Source organism: Chitinophaga filiformis, from assembly GCF_900102545.1.
Taxonomy (GTDB): Bacteria; Bacteroidota; Bacteroidia; order Chitinophagales; family Chitinophagaceae; genus Chitinophaga; species Chitinophaga filiformis.
The window spans coordinates 1,070,221-1,087,191 of record NZ_FNBN01000001.1; the positions used below are offsets into that span (position 1 = coordinate 1,070,221).

At 46.3% G+C, this 16,971-nt stretch carries 17 protein-coding genes; 7 read left to right on the forward strand and 10 right to left on the reverse strand.

Annotated elements, in window-relative coordinates; translation table 11 throughout:
• Positions 1–205: 205 nt before the first annotated feature.
• Genes BLR32_RS04385 through BLR32_RS04400 form a run of 4 tightly spaced genes read right to left on the reverse strand, consistent with a single transcriptional unit; the run spans position 206 to position 4,183 of the window.
• Positions 206–1,216: a vWA domain-containing protein gene (locus tag BLR32_RS04385; protein WP_089829009.1), complete on the reverse strand. Its 1,011-nt coding sequence runs from the start codon at positions 1,214–1,216 to the stop codon at positions 206–208.
• Between the two features lie 42 nt (positions 1,217–1,258).
• Positions 1,259–2,248, reverse strand: a complete 990-nt coding sequence (locus BLR32_RS04390) for a hypothetical protein (RefSeq protein ID WP_089829010.1) — start codon at positions 2,246–2,248, stop codon at positions 1,259–1,261.
• Positions 2,249–2,274: 26 nt separating this feature from the next.
• Positions 2,275–3,138, reverse strand: coding sequence for a DUF58 domain-containing protein (locus tag BLR32_RS04395; RefSeq protein WP_089829011.1), 864 nt, complete (start codon positions 3,136–3,138; stop codon positions 2,275–2,277).
• 46 nt (positions 3,139–3,184) lie between these two features.
• A complete protein-coding gene (locus BLR32_RS04400; protein WP_089829012.1) occupies positions 3,185–4,183 on the reverse strand; it encodes an AAA family ATPase in 999 nt (332 codons plus the stop codon).
• Between the two features lie 312 nt (positions 4,184–4,495).
• Here BLR32_RS04400 and BLR32_RS04405 point away from each other — a divergent pair, with 312 nt between their 5' ends.
• The 4 genes from BLR32_RS04405 to BLR32_RS04420 all read left to right on the forward strand — a co-directional run bounded on the left by BLR32_RS04405 (position 4,496) and on the right by BLR32_RS04420 (position 6,529).
• A complete protein-coding gene (locus BLR32_RS04405) occupies positions 4,496–4,837 on the forward strand; it encodes a hypothetical protein (RefSeq protein WP_089829013.1) in 342 nt (113 codons plus the stop codon).
• 81 nt (positions 4,838–4,918) lie between these two features.
• A complete protein-coding gene (locus tag BLR32_RS04410; protein WP_089829014.1) occupies positions 4,919–5,578 on the forward strand; it encodes a peptidylprolyl isomerase in 660 nt (219 codons plus the stop codon).
• Positions 5,579–5,634: 56 nt separating this feature from the next.
• Positions 5,635–6,015: a glycine cleavage system protein GcvH gene (gene gcvH, locus BLR32_RS04415; protein ID WP_089829015.1), complete on the forward strand. Its 381-nt coding sequence runs from the start codon at positions 5,635–5,637 to the stop codon at positions 6,013–6,015.
• Between the two features lie 124 nt (positions 6,016–6,139).
• Positions 6,140–6,529 (forward strand): VanZ family protein, encoded by a 390-nt coding sequence (locus tag BLR32_RS04420; RefSeq protein ID WP_143011360.1) that lies wholly within the window; start codon positions 6,140–6,142, stop codon positions 6,527–6,529.
• A 1-nt stretch (position 6,530) separates the two neighbouring features.
• Here the strand turns inward: BLR32_RS04420 and BLR32_RS04425 are convergent, their stop codons facing one another.
• The 3 genes from BLR32_RS04425 to prfA all read right to left on the reverse strand — a co-directional run bounded on the left by BLR32_RS04425 (position 6,531) and on the right by prfA (position 9,413).
• Positions 6,531–7,436: a cation diffusion facilitator family transporter gene (locus BLR32_RS04425; RefSeq protein ID WP_089829017.1), complete on the reverse strand. Its 906-nt coding sequence runs from the start codon at positions 7,434–7,436 to the stop codon at positions 6,531–6,533.
• Between the two features lie 93 nt (positions 7,437–7,529).
• Complete coding sequence (locus BLR32_RS04430) at positions 7,530–8,210, reverse strand: YiaD family glycine zipper/OmpA-like lipoprotein (RefSeq protein ID WP_089829018.1); 681 nt, start codon at positions 8,208–8,210, stop codon at positions 7,530–7,532.
• A gap of 138 nt (positions 8,211–8,348) precedes the next feature.
• Entirely contained in the window at positions 8,349–9,413 is a 1,065-nt protein-coding gene (gene prfA / locus BLR32_RS04435; protein WP_089829932.1) for a peptide chain release factor 1, read from the reverse strand.
• A gap of 82 nt (positions 9,414–9,495) precedes the next feature.
• Between prfA and BLR32_RS04440 the strand changes: the two genes are divergently transcribed.
• Both BLR32_RS04440 and BLR32_RS04445 read left to right on the forward strand, forming a co-directional pair.
• Positions 9,496–10,650: an amidohydrolase family protein gene (locus BLR32_RS04440; protein WP_089829019.1), complete on the forward strand. Its 1,155-nt coding sequence runs from the start codon at positions 9,496–9,498 to the stop codon at positions 10,648–10,650.
• Between the two features lie 31 nt (positions 10,651–10,681).
• Entirely contained in the window at positions 10,682–11,773 is a 1,092-nt protein-coding gene (locus BLR32_RS04445; RefSeq protein ID WP_089829020.1) for a mechanosensitive ion channel family protein, read from the forward strand.
• A gap of 104 nt (positions 11,774–11,877) precedes the next feature.
• On the opposite strand, the gene BLR32_RS04450 is transcribed toward BLR32_RS04445, so the two are convergent.
• Genes BLR32_RS04450 through BLR32_RS04460 form a run of 3 tightly spaced genes read right to left on the reverse strand, consistent with a single transcriptional unit; the run spans position 11,878 to position 14,041 of the window.
• Complete coding sequence (locus tag BLR32_RS04450; protein WP_176842162.1) at positions 11,878–12,390, reverse strand: thioredoxin family protein; 513 nt, start codon at positions 12,388–12,390, stop codon at positions 11,878–11,880.
• Positions 12,391–12,405: 15 nt separating this feature from the next.
• Positions 12,406–13,017 (reverse strand): MerR family transcriptional regulator, encoded by a 612-nt coding sequence (locus tag BLR32_RS34315; protein WP_245705351.1) that lies wholly within the window; start codon positions 13,015–13,017, stop codon positions 12,406–12,408.
• 52 nt (positions 13,018–13,069) lie between these two features.
• Entirely contained in the window at positions 13,070–14,041 is a 972-nt protein-coding gene (locus BLR32_RS04460) for a M23 family metallopeptidase (RefSeq protein WP_089829022.1), read from the reverse strand.
• Positions 14,042–14,325: 284 nt separating this feature from the next.
• Here BLR32_RS04460 and alaS point away from each other — a divergent pair, with 284 nt between their 5' ends.
• Positions 14,326–16,941 carry an alanine--tRNA ligase gene (gene alaS / locus BLR32_RS04465; RefSeq protein ID WP_089829023.1) on the forward strand — a complete coding sequence of 872 codons (2,616 nt, stop codon included), beginning with the start codon at positions 14,326–14,328 and terminating at the stop codon, positions 16,939–16,941.
• The last annotated feature ends 30 nt before the right edge of the window (positions 16,942–16,971 follow it).

Genomic DNA, 16,971 nt, shown 5'->3' on the forward strand with positions numbered 1-16,971 from the left:
AGGACTCCGTCAGGAGTCCCAGTGTTTGTAGCGCGGGGTTTCAACCCCGGGTTGAATGTAATCCCCGATGGGGTGTACCCCCGGTTAAATGATAAATTCCATTCCGTGATAACCCGTTTTTCAATTTGAAATCACGAACAGGGCTAAAAAAATCGGGGCCGGAGAATAAAGTTCCCCGGCCCCGATTTATATGTAGTTATGTATGTTACGGTAAGCTTCTGAACGCAGTATACCTCAGCACTACCTCCAGCAGCATACATGCCAGTGCCAGCATAGCCAGCGGGAAGAAATGTTCTGCAAAACGTCTGTAAGAAGTGATCTCTACTTTTGTTTTCTCCATTTTATCAATCTCACCGTACACATTCTCCAGCTCTTTGTTGTTGGTAGCCCTGAAGTATTTACCACCTGTTTCGGCAGAGATCTTTTTCATCAGTGGTTCATCCAGCTGTACATCCTGCATTTGCATCTGTATAGAACCGTCAGGCATTGTCATAGGGAAAGGCGCTTTACCTACAGTACCCACACCGATCGTATATACGCGGATCTTGAATGCCTTGCTGATCTCCAGTGCTGTAAGCGGATCTATCAGGCCGGTATTGTTCACACCATCCGTCAGGAGGATGATCACTTTACTCTTCGCCTTGCTGGTGCGTAAGCGGTCTACAGAAGTAGCCAGTCCCATACCGATGGCAGTACCATCCTGCAGCATACCACTTTTTACCAGTGCGATCTGATTTTTCAGTACGCCATGATCTGTTGTGATAGGGCATTGTGTAAAGCTCTCTCCTGAGAAGATCACAAGACCGATACGGTCACTGATACGGCTGTCCACAAAGTTCGTTGCCACTTTCTTGGCTGCTTCCAACCTGTCTGGCTGCAGGTCCTGCGCCAGCATACTACCTGAAATGTCGATTGCCAGCACGATGTCTATACCTTCACTATCGATGCTTTCGGAGGTATTGCTTGTTTGCGGTCTGGCCAACGCTACTACCAGTGCGGTAAAAGCCAGGATACGCAGTACCAGTAATACGGGACGCATGGTCACCTTCCAGGAAACAGGCAATCCTTTCAATCCCTGCAGGGAAGACATTTCCATGGCTGCCTGCCGCTTCTGCTGCCGGGCAATATACCAGTAGATCATCACCGGTATCAGTGCCAGCAAGCCAAAGAAGGCGGGGTGGGCAAATTCAATACTTTTCCAGATCGAAAAATCCATTTATTAATAATAATTTCTCTTTTTGAAGGAGGAGCGACCTGCTTACGCAGGATGCTTTGTTTCTTCTTTTCCGGCTTCGGCTGCTGCCGCTTTTTCTGCTGCAGGCTTCGTCCATTCCACTATTTCCTGCGCATGCTGCATAGCGCCTTCATGCTCTTCCGGAGACGGTGTCAGTTTTGCAAACTTCGCCAGATCGGCCAGACTTAACAGGCTGCGCAATTTATCACGCTGCTGGTTCAGAATAGTGACAGGCTTGATATGTTGCAGCAACTCTTCTGATGTCTGTTCGAGCGCCGGGATATTAAACTGCTGCTCAAAATACGTACGCAGAATATCTGTAAGCCGGGTATAATACTGTTTGATATCTCCCGACTGCCAAACCTTTTCTGATTTCAGCTGCTCGAGTTGTTTCAGTGCTACTTCGTAAGGTGGCACCACTGCTACTACAGGAGGAGGAACTACCTTTTTCGGTCTGCTGCGGAAATACACGAACAATCCTACGCCCACCAGCGCTACTGTGATACCAATGGCGAAATACAGCCAGTAATCCCAGAAGCTCCAACCGACAGTACGTACACCTTTGATAGGTTTAAAGGCTTTTGTGGTATCTACCTGAATGGTATTCACATCGATACTGAGTGGTCCGGAGAAAGCAGAATCCGTAATATTTCCACCGCTCACCAGGTCGAAACGCAGCGCCGGAATATCCCAGCGGCCGGAGTCAAAACTGGTCAGCACAATGGTCTGGCCCAACAGCTTCGTGTTACCCTGCGCGGTGGTATCCAGCGGGGAACGGCGTACTACTTCAAAATGTCCGAAGGAATCAGGGATCTGTGGGAACACCACATTCATACCTTGTGGAGGCATGCTGGCAGACAGGCGCAATTTTACCTGTTCCCCGAGACGAATCCTGTCAGTATCTGCCTGTGCGCTTACCTCCACCTGCTGTTGTGCAGAAGAGATGAAAGGCGCCAGTACGAACCCAAGCAGGAAAAAGAAAATAAGACGTTTAACTATAATCGGTTTAACCATGTTAGTACTTGCTCAGCTTTAAACTATCACCTGTTTACGAAAAAGGATTGTAAGGCTTTTACATAATCTTCATCCGTACGTATGCTGATAAGCTCTGCTCCACTTTTCTTGAAAGAGTTACGGCAATATTGCACATGCTGATGGAACTGCTGTGTATAATACTGCTGCACTTTCTTATCAGAAGAATCCACCCACTGACGCTCACCTGTTTCCAGGTCATTCATCTGGATCAGGCCAACGGAAGGCAATTCCTTATCACGCTGATCGTAGATATGAAGGCCTACCATATCATGCCGTTTGGAAGCAATGTTCAGTGCATCCTGGTAACTACCGGTCAGGAAGTCACTCATCAGGAACACAATGCTCCTCTTCTTGGCGGCATTATTGAAGAAACGAAGTGTTTCCTTAAGATTAGTGCCCTTACGTTTAGGTTCGAAAGAGATCAGTTCACGGATGATGAACAGGATATGTGATTTACCTTTCTTAGGCGGGATGTATTTTTCTACGCCATCACTGAAGAAGATAACACCTACTTTATCGTTGTTGTTAATAGCGGAAAACGCCAGTACGGCACACAATTCCGTCATCATGTTCCGCTTGTTCTGCTTGGAGGTACCAAACACGGAACTTTCACTCACATCTACCATTAACATCACGGTGAGCTCACGTTCCTCTTCGAATACTTTTACGAACGGGTGATTGAAGCGTGCAGTCACGTTCCAGTCGATAGACCGGATATCATCCCCGAACTGGTATTCCCTTACTTCACTGAAAGACATACCACGGCCTTTGAAAGCACTGTGATATTCCCCTGAGAATATATGATTGGAGAGGCCCCTGGTCTTTATTTCCAGTCGCCTTACCCTTTTTAGTATTTCTGCAGTATCCACCGGTAATGATTAAAATGAATAATGATTCGCTACTCTACAGCACCTATCAAGGCACTTCTACTGCATTCAGGATCTCGCTGAGGATGTTCTCGCTGGTTACATTTTCAGCTTCTGCTTCGTAGGTCAGACCCACACGGTGACGCATTACATCAAAGCAGATGCTGCGTACATCCTCAGGGATGACATAACCTCTGCGTTTAGTGAATGCATAGGCTTTAGCGGCCATCGCGAGACTGATACTTGCCCTTGGTGAACCACCATAAGAGATCAGTGGTTTCAGTTTCTGCAGTTTGTAGTCTTCAGGATTACGGGTAGCAAAAACGATATCGATAATATAGCGTTCTATCTTCTCATCCATGTATACTTCACGTACCAGTTTACGTGCTGCAATGATATCTGAAGGCTGTACTACCGGATTGATAGGAGCAGTAGCCGTAGGATTCAGGTTCTGACGGATGATGTGACGCTCTTCTTCTTTTGTAGGATAACCGATCGTTACTTTCAGCATAAAACGGTCTACCTGCGCTTCAGGCAACATGTAGGTACCTTCCTGCTCGATCGGGTTCTGGGTAGCCAGTACAAGGAACGGATCATCCAGTTTGAAGGTAGTATCACCGATGGTGATCTGTCTTTCCTGCATTGCTTCCAGCAGGGCACTCTGTACTTTTGCCGGGGCACGGTTGATCTCATCCGCCAGGATAAAGTTGGCGAAGATCGGACCACGACGTACTACAAACTCGTTCTTTTGCTGATTATATATCATCGTACCGATCACGTCGGCCGGTAACAGGTCCGGCGTAAACTGGATACGGCTGAATTTCGCGTTGATAGCAGATGACAGGGATTTAATGGACAATGTTTTTGCCAGACCGGGCACCCCTTCCAGCAATACGTGGCCACCTGCCAGCAGGCCGATAAGCAACCTTTCTACCATGTAACGCTGACCAACGATCACCTTACCGAGTTCCAGGTTCAACAGGTCCACAAATGCGCTGGCCTGATGGATCTTTTCGTTCAATTGACGGATATCCGATGTATTCTCCATGCTTATATATTATTTACAAGTTTGCTAAAGTAAACATTCCGGCGGTAAAACCTTACGCCCAGCGCTGGATCTGCCCGTTAAAATGCTGTTAATAATAACATTATAAATGACAAATTACGAATTACGTTCATGATTATCAGGGAACTGCGGTTTTTCAGGTTTTCCTTATATCAAGAAATGGTCATTCATAAGTCTCACTAACTCATGCGACCAAATTAATAAAGCCTGGGCATATTTATATCATCTTTTTTTATAACGTACATTTGCAAACGTAACTTCTCCATACGGAGCTCATAATTAAATATTTAGAAGATGCAGGACGAATTCGCGCAGCAATGGAAACGAGTGGAGGATATGCTGACTGAACGTTTCGGAAAGAAGCCGAACATGGAAGCAATCCTCTTTTTAATAGGAATCCAGGAACTGGGCCATATAAAAAAGAAATTCACCAAAGAGCAGAAACAGGACCTCATGCATGTGGCCACCTGTACACTGCTCAGTCAAAGCGGTTATTATGAACTGGAAGGCTACGATAAAGATGGCTGGCCCCATTTTAAAGAAGCCCAACCCGTTCCTAAAATGAGTATGATAGAGCAGGAACGATTCCTGCAGGAACACATTATCGCTTATTTTGACGATCTTGAGGGGCGCTGACAACGCTCCTCTTTTCTTCAATACCGGAAACCAGGCTGATACTGCCCGGCTCATGAAAAAATAATCATAAACCCACCCCACATGAAAAAACAGCTACTCCTACTGCTATTATTACTCTCATTTGGTACTGTCATGGCGAAAAACCGTAAAGTAAAGATCATCACACCTTATGGCACCATGATCATCAGACTGTATGATCAGACGCCCCTGCACAGGGACAACTTCATCAAACTGGTGAAAGCGCATTTCTACGACAGCACGCTCTTTCATCGTGTTATCAACACCTTTATGATACAGGGTGGAGATCCTGATTCAAAACATGCCCAGCCAGGCGCGATGCTTGGCAATGGTGATGTGAGTTATACCATTCCCGCTGAATTCGAGCTGGATCTCTATCATATAAAAGGCGCGCTGGCGGCTGCACGTGATAATAATCCCATGAAAGCAAGTTCCGGCTGTCAGTTCTACATCGTACAGGGCAAGAAGTGGACAGATGAACAACTGGATAAACTGGAACAGACACGCCTCGGTGGGCGTAAGATACCGGTAGATCAAAGGGAACGTTATAAGCGCATTGGTGGTACGCCGCAGCTGGATCAGAGTTATACTATATTCGGGCAGGTAGTGAAAGGAATGGACGTGATCGATAAGATCGCAACACAGAAAACAGATGCAAATGATCGCCCCTTAACGGATGTACCCATGAAAATAAGATTGATACATAAATTCCTTTTCTTTTAGTAGGCCTATTCTCAATTGGAATTTCCTTAATTTTACCGCTTAAAATCAAACTTGCCATGAATTTTCCATCAAACCTGCGTTACACCAAAGACCACGAATGGGTTCTCCTGGAAGGTAATACAGCAACCATTGGTATTACTGAATTTGCACAGCGTGAATTAGGCGATATCGTTTTTGTTGATATCAACACTGTCGGTAAAACCCTTGGTGCAGAAGAGGTATTCGGTACCGTAGAAGCTGTAAAAACCGTATCTGACCTGTTCCTGCCTGTTGCCGGTACTATCAATGAAATCAATCCGGAACTGGACGCATCTCCGGAACTGGTGAACCAGGAGCCTTACGGCCAGGGTTGGATGATCAAAATGACCGTTAGCAATCCTGCCGATGTGGAAGGTCTGCTGGACGCAGCTGCTTACCAGGCGCTCGTTGGCGAATAATCCACTCACTCCTCTACGATATTTTAATAAAAGGTTAAAAAGGATATAACCCTGCAAAGTTTAAGGTTATAAGGTTGGTAACAACTTTATAACCTTATAACTTTACGGACAAAAAATTACTACAGTGCCAGCAATAAGAATGATCCGATATTATCTGCCAGCCATTATATGGATATTAATGGTACTGTACGTGTGTACGATACCAGGTGAGAAGATTCCGTCTTCTCCCTTTTTCGAAAAGATCCATATGGATAAGATCGTACATTTCGGATTATTCGGAGGAACTGTATTCCTCCTGTGTCTGGGTGTATATCTGCAAAAAAGGGTGCTCACTAAGTTCACCCTGACGCTCATTGCCCTTTCAGCGTCCTTTTATGGTCTCGCTATTGAATATATTCAAAAATATATCGCCATCCACCGCAGCTTTGATATGAGCGATGTAGCTGCAGATACTGTCGGCGCCATTGCAGGTATTATCGCATTTAATCTTGTAAGAAAGTGGTGGCTGAAATAAGTCACGTAACCGCTTTTTCCGGCTGTATAATGATAAAATGAATCAACGGATAGGCCTCCCTGATTGTCTTCCTGATACGGCTAATGGACTCATTGATGTCCTCCGTTTCTAACTCATCTCTGAAAGTAACCATCAGTAACAACATCACTTCTTCCGGTGACTGATACGTAGAAAATATATGCTGTATTTTCAAAATGGCCGGATCTTTTTCCACAATACTTCTGATATGCTTTTGCGTAGCCGGCGCTATTCCTTCCCCCATTAACAGGCTGCGGCTCTCACGCGCAAGTAATACAGATACAACAGTGAGAATAACGCCCACAATCAGTGAAGCCACACCATCCAGGTACGGTGTGTTATAATGATGCCCCAGGTACACCATAATACCCACTATTATCAACCCTGCCACAGCAGCACTGTCTTCAAACAACACTATAAAACTTGCCGGATCCTTGCTACGGCGAATGGCAGTCCACCAGGACATTTCTCCACGTACTTTATCAAATTCCCTGATGGCCACTATCAGTGATGTACCTTCAAACAGGAGTGAGCAGGCCAGCACGATATAGTTCCAGGTAGGATCTTCCAGGGCCGGCGGATGTTTGATATGAATAACGCCCTGATAAAATGAAATACAGCCACCCACACCAAAGATCAGGATGGACACTATAAACGACCAGAAGTAAACTTCCTTCCCATATCCGAAAGGCCTCCGTTCATCAGGTGAACGTTTACTGCGCCTGATCCCAAACAGTAATAAGAACTGATTGGTAGTATCCACCACAGAATGGACACCCTCAGAGATCATGGCAGAACTATTGGTTGCTGCGCCGGAAATAAATTTGATGACTGCAATCAGCAGGTTGGCTGCCAATGCAGTATAGATTGTTTTATTATTAGCCGCCATACTTTGAGTGGCCTCAAAATCGTGCCAATGGGGGAAACAAAAAATGCCCCCGCATGAGCGGAGGCACTATATGATCATTATATCAGTTTAATATTACTGCTGACCAGATTCTTTCTTCGCATCAGATTTCATCTTGTCATTTGCGAAGATGGAGAATTCTACACGACGGTTCTTAGCCTTGTTTTCATCTGTAGTATTAGGTACTTTGGGCTGTGTTGCACCGTACCAGTAAGGCTGAACACGGTTTGCAGCAACGCCCTGTGCTTTCAGGAAGTTACTTACTGCAATCGCACGTCTTTCAGAGAGCTTCATATTGTAGTCATATGTACCGGTAGTATCTGTATGTCCTTCCACACGTACGTAAGTGTCAGGATACTTATTCAGAATGGTAGCCAGTTCCTTAATGTTTGTCTGTGCCTGTGCAGTCAGATCTGATTTATCAAAACCAAACAGTACACCGGAAGCAAATGTAACGTTGATACCTTCACCTACACGCTCAACGGTCGCATTTGGCACCTGGTTCTTGATTTCCTGCGCCTGCTTATCCATTTTCTTACCAATCAACACACCTGCACCGCCACCAACAGCCGCACCAATGATTGCACCTAAGGCAGTATTACCTGCAGCCTTACCGATAATAGCACCGGTTGCAGCACCGCCACCAACGCCAATTACAGCGCCTTTCTTGGTGTTATCCATGCCTTGCCAGGTCTTACAACCAAATAACATCGATGCGGACAGTACAATAGCTACGATAGGATTTATTCTTTTCATCTTAAATTTAATTTAAACGTTCTTTTAATATGCTAGTTGTTCTTATGCGTTTTCTATAGACAAATATGCTGCCAGATTTTCAAAGTGGCAGCATACCAGGTCACTAAATATTATTATACGTGCAAATGTAACAGATAATTAACTACCCACTTTCAATTTCTCTGCATTCTCAGCAAATTGCAGCGCCTGTACCATCTCCTGGATCTCGCCATTCATAAAAGCATCCAGGTTGTATATGGTCATACCAATACGGTGGTCGGTTACACGGCCTTGTGGATAGTTGTACGTCCTGATCTTGGCAGAACGGTCGCCGGTAGATACCAGACTTTTACGCTGTGAGGCAATAGCCTCTTCATGCTTACGTACCGCTGCTTCATAAATACGGCTACGCAGCATTTTCATGGCAATATCCCTGTTGGAGTGCTGGCTACGTCCTTCCTGACACTCAACTACCACACCGGTAGGAATGTGTGTAAGGCGCACGGCAGATTCCGTTTTGTTTACGTGCTGACCACCTGCACCAGAGGAACGGAAGGTATCCATCTTGATATCAGCCTCCCTGACATCTACGTCCACCTCTTCTGCTTCGGGCAGGATAGCCACAGTAGCGGCAGATGTATGTACACGGCCCTGTGTTTCAGTAGCCGGTACACGCTGTACACGGTGTACGCCCGATTCAAATTTCAAGGTACCATATACATCATCGCCCGTCACTTCTACTACCACTTCTTTATAACCACCCACGGCGCCTGGGGTTTCACTCATAATAGTGGTGCTCCAGCCTTTCATCTCACAATAACGCAGGTACATACGCAGCAGGTCCCCGGCAAAGAGGCTGGCCTCATCACCACCGGTACCACCACGGATCTCCAGCATGGCGTTCTTTTCATCCTGTGGATCTTTCGGGATCAGCAGGTTGCGGATCGTATCTTCCAGCTCCAGCTTCTGGTTCTGGAGGGATTCGGTTTCTTCCTTGGCCAGGTCCCTCATCTCCTCGTCACCGCTTTCCAGTACTTCTTTATTAAAAGCGATGCTGTCAAGTAGTTTCAGGTAGGCATCGTGAGCCTTTACGATCTTCTCCAGCTGGCGGTATTCCTTACTCAGCTTACTGAATTGTTTATTATCACTAACTATCTCAGGGTTAGTCAGCGCCAGCGATACCTGCTCAAAACGGCCCTTTATCGCATCAAGTTTATCTATCATAATTATCTTTGTTGGGAGGATATGAATGGCCCCAAGGGCATTCACCTCCTCTGACTGGCCGCAAAATTAATATAATTACTACATGTCTCAACAGCTGAAATTTAAGGGTACGGCATTATTTAACGGGCGTCAGTTATTGCCCGGCAGTATGGTACTGGTATTATCTAAGGAAGGGATTGTCCAGGATATCGTGCACGAAAGCGTGGCGGGCGACGATGTACAGCAACTGAATGGCGTACTGAGCCCTGGTTTTGTTAATACTCACTGTCACCTGGAATTGTCCCATATGGGCGGAGTAGTACCCGAAGGGACCGGCCTTCCGGCCTTCCTGACCAGTGTCATGGAAAAAAGAGGGCAGCAGGATACCCTTGCCCAGGAAGCTGCTATGCAACAGGCGGCCACAGCGATGTGGGAGAGTGGGATCAGTGCTGTAGGCGACATTTGTAATGGTACGGCCTCCCTGGCATTCAAGAAAGATTCTCTTTTATATTATCACTCCTTTATAGAATGTATGGGCTTTGTACCCGGCTTTGCTCAGCAACGCTATGAGTATAGCCTGGATGTGCTCAGGCAGTTCAGGGAATTAAATGGCCCGCGCCATTCCTGTTCTATTGTGCCGCATGCGCCCTATTCTGTGAGTGAAGCGCTTTTCTCCCTGTTGGCTGCTACGCCAGACAATACGCCCATCAGCATTCATAACCAGGAATGTGAAGCGGAGAACTCCCTGTATCAGGACAAAACAGGCGCCTTCCTCGACTTTTACAGGCATTTTAACATGGATGCTTCAGGTTTTACAGCCCCCGGTACAAACAGCTTGCCGGCATGGTTACCCTGGTTCAGGCAATTGCCGGTATTACTGGTACACAATACCTATACTACTGAACAGGATATTGCTTTTACAAGAGAGCAGGCGCCCCGGGCATACTGGTGCCTCTGCCCACAGGCCAATCTATATATAGAGAAGCGTATACCCGATATTGGCCTGCTCCGTAGTCAGGGTTGCACTATTACACTGGGCACTGATAGTCTGGCATCCAATCACAACTTATCTATCTGGCAGGAAATTCAGACTATACGCAAACATTACTCAAATATTGCGCTGGAAGAAATATTACAATGGGCTACGCTGAATGGAGCCATGGCACTGGGGATTGAAGGTAAATATGGCAGCTTCGAAAAGGGTAGGCAACCCGGCGTAACATTAATAGATGAGAAGGAAAGTCGCAGGATTCTCTAATTTCGCCCCCAGAAGAATGCAAACGTAAACTATGAACAATTTACTCGACCAGGTTATACTTGGTAACCCTATCCAAAACTATTTTATACTGGCAATTATATTGCTGTTTGTATCCATGATCAAACGCTACCTCTCAAGAGGACTGGCAACCATGCTATATAAAGAGGTACGGCGTTGGGCGCCCGACATTGGCCAGCATGAATTTTCGCACCTGCTGCTGGTGCCACTGGAGTACTTCCTGCTGCTGATCACCTTCATGCTCACGGTAGATCACCTGAACTTCCCGCCCGAGCTGGATGTGCATGTGTACAATGGTCTTACGGTGAAGCCGGTGCTCCATACCATTATGGAACTGGCGCTGACGGTATCCATTATATGGATCATCCTGCGTGTGATCGATTTTATCTCACTCATGATAAGTAAGAGCGCTGATCTGTCGCACGATATTACTGACAACCAGTTTATCGTATTTTTCAGGGACTTCTTTAAAGCAATCGTTTTCATCTTTGGCGCTATCGCTTTCATACGTATTCTCTTCGGAGCGGTGCTGGTGAACAAGATTATCGCGGGTCTCGGTATCGGTGCTGCGGCCCTCGCACTCGCTGCCAAGGAAAGCATTGAGAACCTGATCTGTTCCTTTATCATCTTCTTCGACAAACCTTTCCGTGTAGGCGATTCTGTGAGAGTGGATTCCTTCCAGGGTAATGTTGAAAAGATCGGCCTGCGCAGCACGCGTATCCGCACACAGGAAAAAACATATGTGACCGTACCTAACAAAAAGATGGTGGATAGTGTGCTGGACAATCTTTCCCTGCGTACACACCAGCGTACCGTATTAAGGCTGGAAGTAGCAGGCGATACTCCTGCTGACAATTTGATGAAGGTATTGCAGGATATCAAACAATTGCTGACCGCCAATGAAAAAGTGCAGGAAGGTTTTATTGTGAACCTGAATGAATTCACCAAAGACACTTATGTTATCCAGATCATTTACCTGACACCCGTTATTGAGGGAGTACAATACAATGCCCTTCGCAACGAGATCAACCTGGCGGTAGTTGCCATTATGGAAAAGAGAGACGTGAAGCTATCAAGTACAAAAGTGGAAATCCACGAAAAATGAATTGCATAAAAGGCTACCTGGCTCCATCAGGTACCCGGATGAAAAGAGCCTGTATCTACTTTTTTGGACACAGGCTCTTTTTATTATATACCGGATAATTAAACTCAGTCTTTATCTTTTCTGTTTGCTTTCAGCAGGATCTTCGCCATATCGCTTTCCAGTGATTCACCCACTTCTCCGCTTACACGACCAATCTCTTTTCCTTCGCGGAACAGGATGAAAGTAGGCAGTTTCTTTACTTTATAATCCTGTGGTGCATCGCTGTTCAGCTTTTCATCAGCGCCATAGGTCAGCACCTGTTCTTCAGGGCTTCCGCCGAGGATCATAATCTTATATAATGCAGGCAGCAATTGGCGGCTCTGATCTTCCCATGTACCTACTACAGCCACTACATTGAATTTACCGCGATTGTCCTTGATGTAATTCAGCATATTATCATTAGGCTGATATCCGTTCACACCAGTATAGAACCACGCAAAAGCGCTGTCATTCATTAATGTCTTCATTTCTATTTTTCCTTTCAGCGCCTTCTTACCGTTGGATGCACGGCTAGCTGTGGTTTGCGCCCATGTCAGGGTTGACAGTAACAGACCGCCAACCAGGAGTAGTGATTTCAATCGCATGATGTTTATTTATAATTGTTCCTTGAGTTCAGTTAGAAAACCCTTTACCTTTAGCAAAGCTTGTACCATTTCGAAACTGCGGGCTGCCAGTTTCCGGTCTTCCTTTAATTTTTGCTTCGCGCCTTCAATGGTGTATTTTCTTTCTCTTAGTAAATGATAGATCAGTTTCAGATGCTGAATGTCCTCCTGGCGGAATAATCTGTCTCCTTTGCGATTCTTTTTCGGCTGCAAAATATCAAACTCATTTTCCCAGTAACGGATCAATGATGTATTCACACGGAACATCGTTGCCACTTCACTGATTGAGTAGTATTGCTTATCCAGCGGAATAGCATCCAGTGCCTTCATCAGATCCGGGTCGTCTGCCACTTCCTTCAATGATTTTCTACCGCGTTTTTTCTGCGGTGGCTGTATGGCAGTAACGGATGTGCCTGTGCCGGTAAAAGGAACGGGAGGGAGATTATCAGGCGGCATCTGCACCTGTATCTTCACTGGGATTTCCACCTCCGGTAAGGGTTTCGGAGGCGGCTTCTGAACAGTAACCTGCTCCGGTACCGGTTCAGGTACTGGCGGTTTCGGTTTCGGATCCGGTGAAGAAAAAAGGTCCAGTTGTTGCATCATGGCACCAAATTACAAAATTCTCCACTGTTATTGCAGGTTCAGCTTTAACAAGTTAGTCGAACGACTGGTTGCCGGAGGCAGCAATTTTCAACATACGGTCAAACTCTTCGGGTGAAAGGTCGTTAAAGAAGAAGTATACAGGATCAACTTTTTCTCCGTTTTTCACTACCTCATAGTGACAGTGAGGTCCTGTGGATTTACCCGTGCTACCTACCCAACCCAGTACTTCACCACGTTTTACGCTTTCACCGTTTTTCACCTTTATACGCAGCATGTGGCCATATAATGTCTTATAGCCATAACCGTGGTTGACCAGTACGTGATTGCCATAACCCGTGGCGCTGGAGCTGGCATCTTCCACAACGCCATCGCCGGTAGCATAAATAGGAGTGCCTGCAGGAGCGGCAAAATCCAGTCCGGAGTGATATTTTACAGTTTTATAAATGGGGTCAATACGATAACCGAAACCGGAGGCGATACGTTTCAGGTCTTTGTTGGCCACCGGTTGAATAGCCGGAATAGAAGCCAGCATCTTCTGTTTATTCTTCACCAGGTCGTCAATCTTTTCATAAGATTTTGCCTGGATGGTTATGCGGTGCAATAATTCCTGCAGCAGGGCGCCGGTACTGGCAATGATCTCGCTGCTGGAGAATGACTGTAACTGGGTCAGCTCTTCCTCTTTTTCCTTACTTCCCGCCCGGGTACTGTCAGGAATAGGAGATGCTTCGAAGATAACACGGTAGATCTCATTATCGCGGTGCTCGAGTTCAGCCAATTTGGACTTTACATCATTCATGCGGTCTTCCATAGCTTCATAGCGCTCATTCATCACCTCTATCTCCCGCCGTAGCCTTTTTTCTTTGGGGGAATCCAGTACACGATAGGATATTGACAGAAATATAAACCCTGTTACGATGGCAGCAGAGACAAATCCCAGTATCCTCAATAGTTTCACCCGCATCGATACTACGAGCTTCTCATATTTCAGCGTCTGTGTATTATAAAAGTATTTTACCTTCTTCATGTACCGGCCTTAAGCATTTAAGCAGAACCTACATTCCCAATGGAAGTCCTTGTTTTACTTTTAAATAGGGTTATACAGATATGGATGAGAGGGTATATAGACTTTTTCAATATTTTTGCACTCCTTCCGCCCAGGCGGCAGGGTGTGCAAACCTAATGGAAATAGCGTAAAAGGGCAATCTTTTGAATGTCAATTTTCTAAACACCACTAGTTGGCCTAAAATACAAATTAAAGCCATTTAGGTGACACAAAATTATAATACATACCAATTATTTCAAATACTTATGACAGCTCCTGAGATTCGTCAGCAATTCCTGGACTTTTTTGCGTCCAAAGGCCATCACATCGTGCCTTCTGCTCCTATCGTAGTAAAAAACGATCCTACCCTGCTGTTTACCAACGCGGGCATGAACCAGTTTAAAGACTACTTCCTGGGCAATAGGGCGGCGGCCTGGAAGAGAGTGGCGGATACCCAGAAATGCCTTCGCGTAAGCGGTAAGCACAACGACCTGGAAGAAGTGGGCATCGATACCTACCACCATACCATGTTCGAAATGCTGGGTAACTGGAGCTTCGGCGACTATTTTAAGAAAGAAGCGATCGACTGGAGCTGGGAACTGCTCACAGATATCTATAAAATACCGAAAGACCGTCTCTATGTAACTGTTTTTGAAGGAGATGCGAAAGAAAACCTGGAAAAAGACCAGGAAGCTTACGAGTTCTGGAAAAAACACGTTCCGGAAGACCGTATCCTCATGGGTAATAAGAAAGACAACTTCTGGGAAATGGGAGATACCGGTCCTTGTGGCCCCTGCTCCGAGATCCATGTGGACTGTCGCCCGGATAGCGAAAGAGCCCTGGTAGATGGTAAAACACGTGTAAATGCCGATGATCCGCAGGTGATCGAGATCTGGAACAACGTATTCATGCAATTCAACCGCCTGAAAGACAAATCCCTGGAACCGCTTCCGGCTAAACACGTGGATACCGGTATGGGCTTTGAACGCCTGGTAAGAGTGCTGCAGGGTAAGAACTCCAACTACGATACAGACGTATTCTCCGGCACTATCGAGCATACTGAAAAACTGACCGGACTGAAATACGGCCGTACCGACAGCAAACAGGATGTGGCTTTCCGCGTGATCGCAGACCATATCCGTGCTATCTGTTTCGCTATCGCCGATGGTCAGCTGCCTTCCAACAATGGCGCCGGCTATGTGATACGCCGTATCCTCCGCCGTGCGGTAAGATATTACTACTCCTTCCTGAACCGGAAAACACCACTCCTCCATGAGCTGGTGCCGGTACTGGCGCAGCAGTTTGCTAATGTGTTCCCTGAGCTCCAGCAGCAGGTAGACTTCGTTGCCAAAGTAGTTTTCGAAGAAGAAAATAACTTCCTCCGTACCCTGGAAAGTGGTATCCGCAGGATAGAAGACTTCATGGGCGGCGCTAAACAGAAAGCTGTTGACGGCAGAACTGCCTTTGAATTATATGATACTTACGGCTTCCCATATGACCTTACCAGCCTGATAGCCAGTGAAAAAGGATTTTCTGTAGACGAGAAAGGTTTTGAGGTGGCTATGAAAGAGCAAAAAGACCGTTCCCGTGCTGCTACTGAACTGGATATGGGCGACTGGACCGTACTGGATGAGAACCCGGTATCTGTTTTTGTTGGCTACGAGCTGTCAGAAGCAGAGACTTCCGTTACCAAATACCGTAAGATCAAGGCAAAGGGTAAAGAACAATACCAGCTGGTATTGTCCCAGACACCTTTCTACGCAGAAAGCGGCGGACAGGTAGGAGACACCGGTACCCTGACCTTCAATGGTGAGTCCATCAACGTAACAGATACCAAGAAAGAAAATAACCTGATCGTTCACTTTGTAGATAAACTGCCTGCAGATATTACCACTACTGCAAAAGCCCTTATCAACAAACAAAACCGTCAGGCTACCACGCTGAACCACTCTGCTACCCACCTGTTACACGCGGCGCTCCGCCAGGTACTGGGTACACACGTAGCACAGAAAGGTTCACTGGTAAATCCGGAATACCTGCGCTTTGACTTCTCTCACTTCGCTAAAGTGACGGATGAAGAGCTGGAGCAGATCGAAAATATCGTTAACGAAAAAATCCGTGCCAATATACCGGTAGTGATCCAGGAACTGCCGAAAGATGAAGCCATGAAACTGGGTGCTATGGCGCTCTTTGGTGAGAAATACGGCGATATCGTACGTGTGGTGATTATGGATCCTGCTTACTCTGTAGAGCTTTGTGGTGGTACACATATCGGCGCTACCGGCGAACTGGGTCTGTTCAAATTCACGTCTGAAGGCGCTGTAGCTGCAGGTGTACGTCGTATTGAAGCATTAACCGGCAGCAATGCACTGGCATTTGTAGATGCACAGCTGAAGCAGCTGAAGGATATCAAGACAGCGCTCAAGAATCCAAAAGATCCTATTACGGCTGTTGAGACCTTGCTGCAGGACAAAGCATCTTTAGAAAAACAACTGGAAGTGCTGGAACAGGAAAAGGTACGCCAGTTATCTGCCGGCCTGCAGAAACAGGTAGAGCAGATCAATGGTATCAACTTCCTCGGTAAGATCGTGGATGTAAGTAATGCAGATGCGCTGAAGCAGCTGTGTTTTACCTTGAAGAATGAAATAGAGAACCATGTATTTGTCTTTGCTGCAAATATTGGCGGTAAAGCGAATGTGGCGCTGATGATATCTGACAACCTCGTAGCTGAGAAAGGCCTGGAAGCACCAAAGATCATCAAGGAGAAGATTGCTCCAATTATCAAAGGCGGTGGTGGCGGACAGAAGTCATTCGCAACTGCTGGTGGACAGGAAGCGGGTCAGCTGGATCAGGTGATTACGCAGGTGAAGGCGATATTGTAACAGATTAGACGAAAGTTAAGATAGGGAGGT

Coding starts and splice junctions, on each gene's coding strand:
- BLR32_RS04385 (WP_089829009.1), bottom strand. CDS start 1,216: ATGGATTTTTCGATCTGGAAAAGTATTGAATTTGCCCACCCCGCCTTC.
- BLR32_RS04425 (WP_089829017.1), bottom strand. CDS start 7,436: ATGGCGGCTAATAATAAAACAATCTATACTGCATTGGCAGCCAACCTG.
- BLR32_RS04410 (WP_089829014.1), top strand. CDS start 4,919: ATGAAAAAACAGCTACTCCTACTGCTATTATTACTCTCATTTGGTACT.
- BLR32_RS04405 (WP_089829013.1), top strand. CDS start 4,496: ATGCAGGACGAATTCGCGCAGCAATGGAAACGAGTGGAGGATATGCTG.
- BLR32_RS04430 (WP_089829018.1), bottom strand. CDS start 8,210: ATGAAAAGAATAAATCCTATCGTAGCTATTGTACTGTCCGCATCGATG.
- BLR32_RS04440 (WP_089829019.1), top strand. CDS start 9,496: ATGTCTCAACAGCTGAAATTTAAGGGTACGGCATTATTTAACGGGCGT.
- BLR32_RS04390 (WP_089829010.1), bottom strand. CDS start 2,248: ATGGTTAAACCGATTATAGTTAAACGTCTTATTTTCTTTTTCCTGCTT.
- gcvH (WP_089829015.1), top strand. CDS start 5,635: ATGAATTTTCCATCAAACCTGCGTTACACCAAAGACCACGAATGGGTT.
- BLR32_RS34315 (WP_245705351.1), bottom strand. CDS start 13,017: ATGATGCAACAACTGGACCTTTTTTCTTCACCGGATCCGAAACCGAAA.
- BLR32_RS04460 (WP_089829022.1), bottom strand. CDS start 14,041: ATGAAGAAGGTAAAATACTTTTATAATACACAGACGCTGAAATATGAG.
- alaS (WP_089829023.1), top strand. CDS start 14,326: ATGACAGCTCCTGAGATTCGTCAGCAATTCCTGGACTTTTTTGCGTCC.
- prfA (WP_089829932.1), bottom strand. CDS start 9,413: ATGATAGATAAACTTGATGCGATAAAGGGCCGTTTTGAGCAGGTATCG.
- BLR32_RS04400 (WP_089829012.1), bottom strand. CDS start 4,183: ATGGAGAATACATCGGATATCCGTCAATTGAACGAAAAGATCCATCAG.
- BLR32_RS04445 (WP_089829020.1), top strand. CDS start 10,682: ATGAACAATTTACTCGACCAGGTTATACTTGGTAACCCTATCCAAAAC.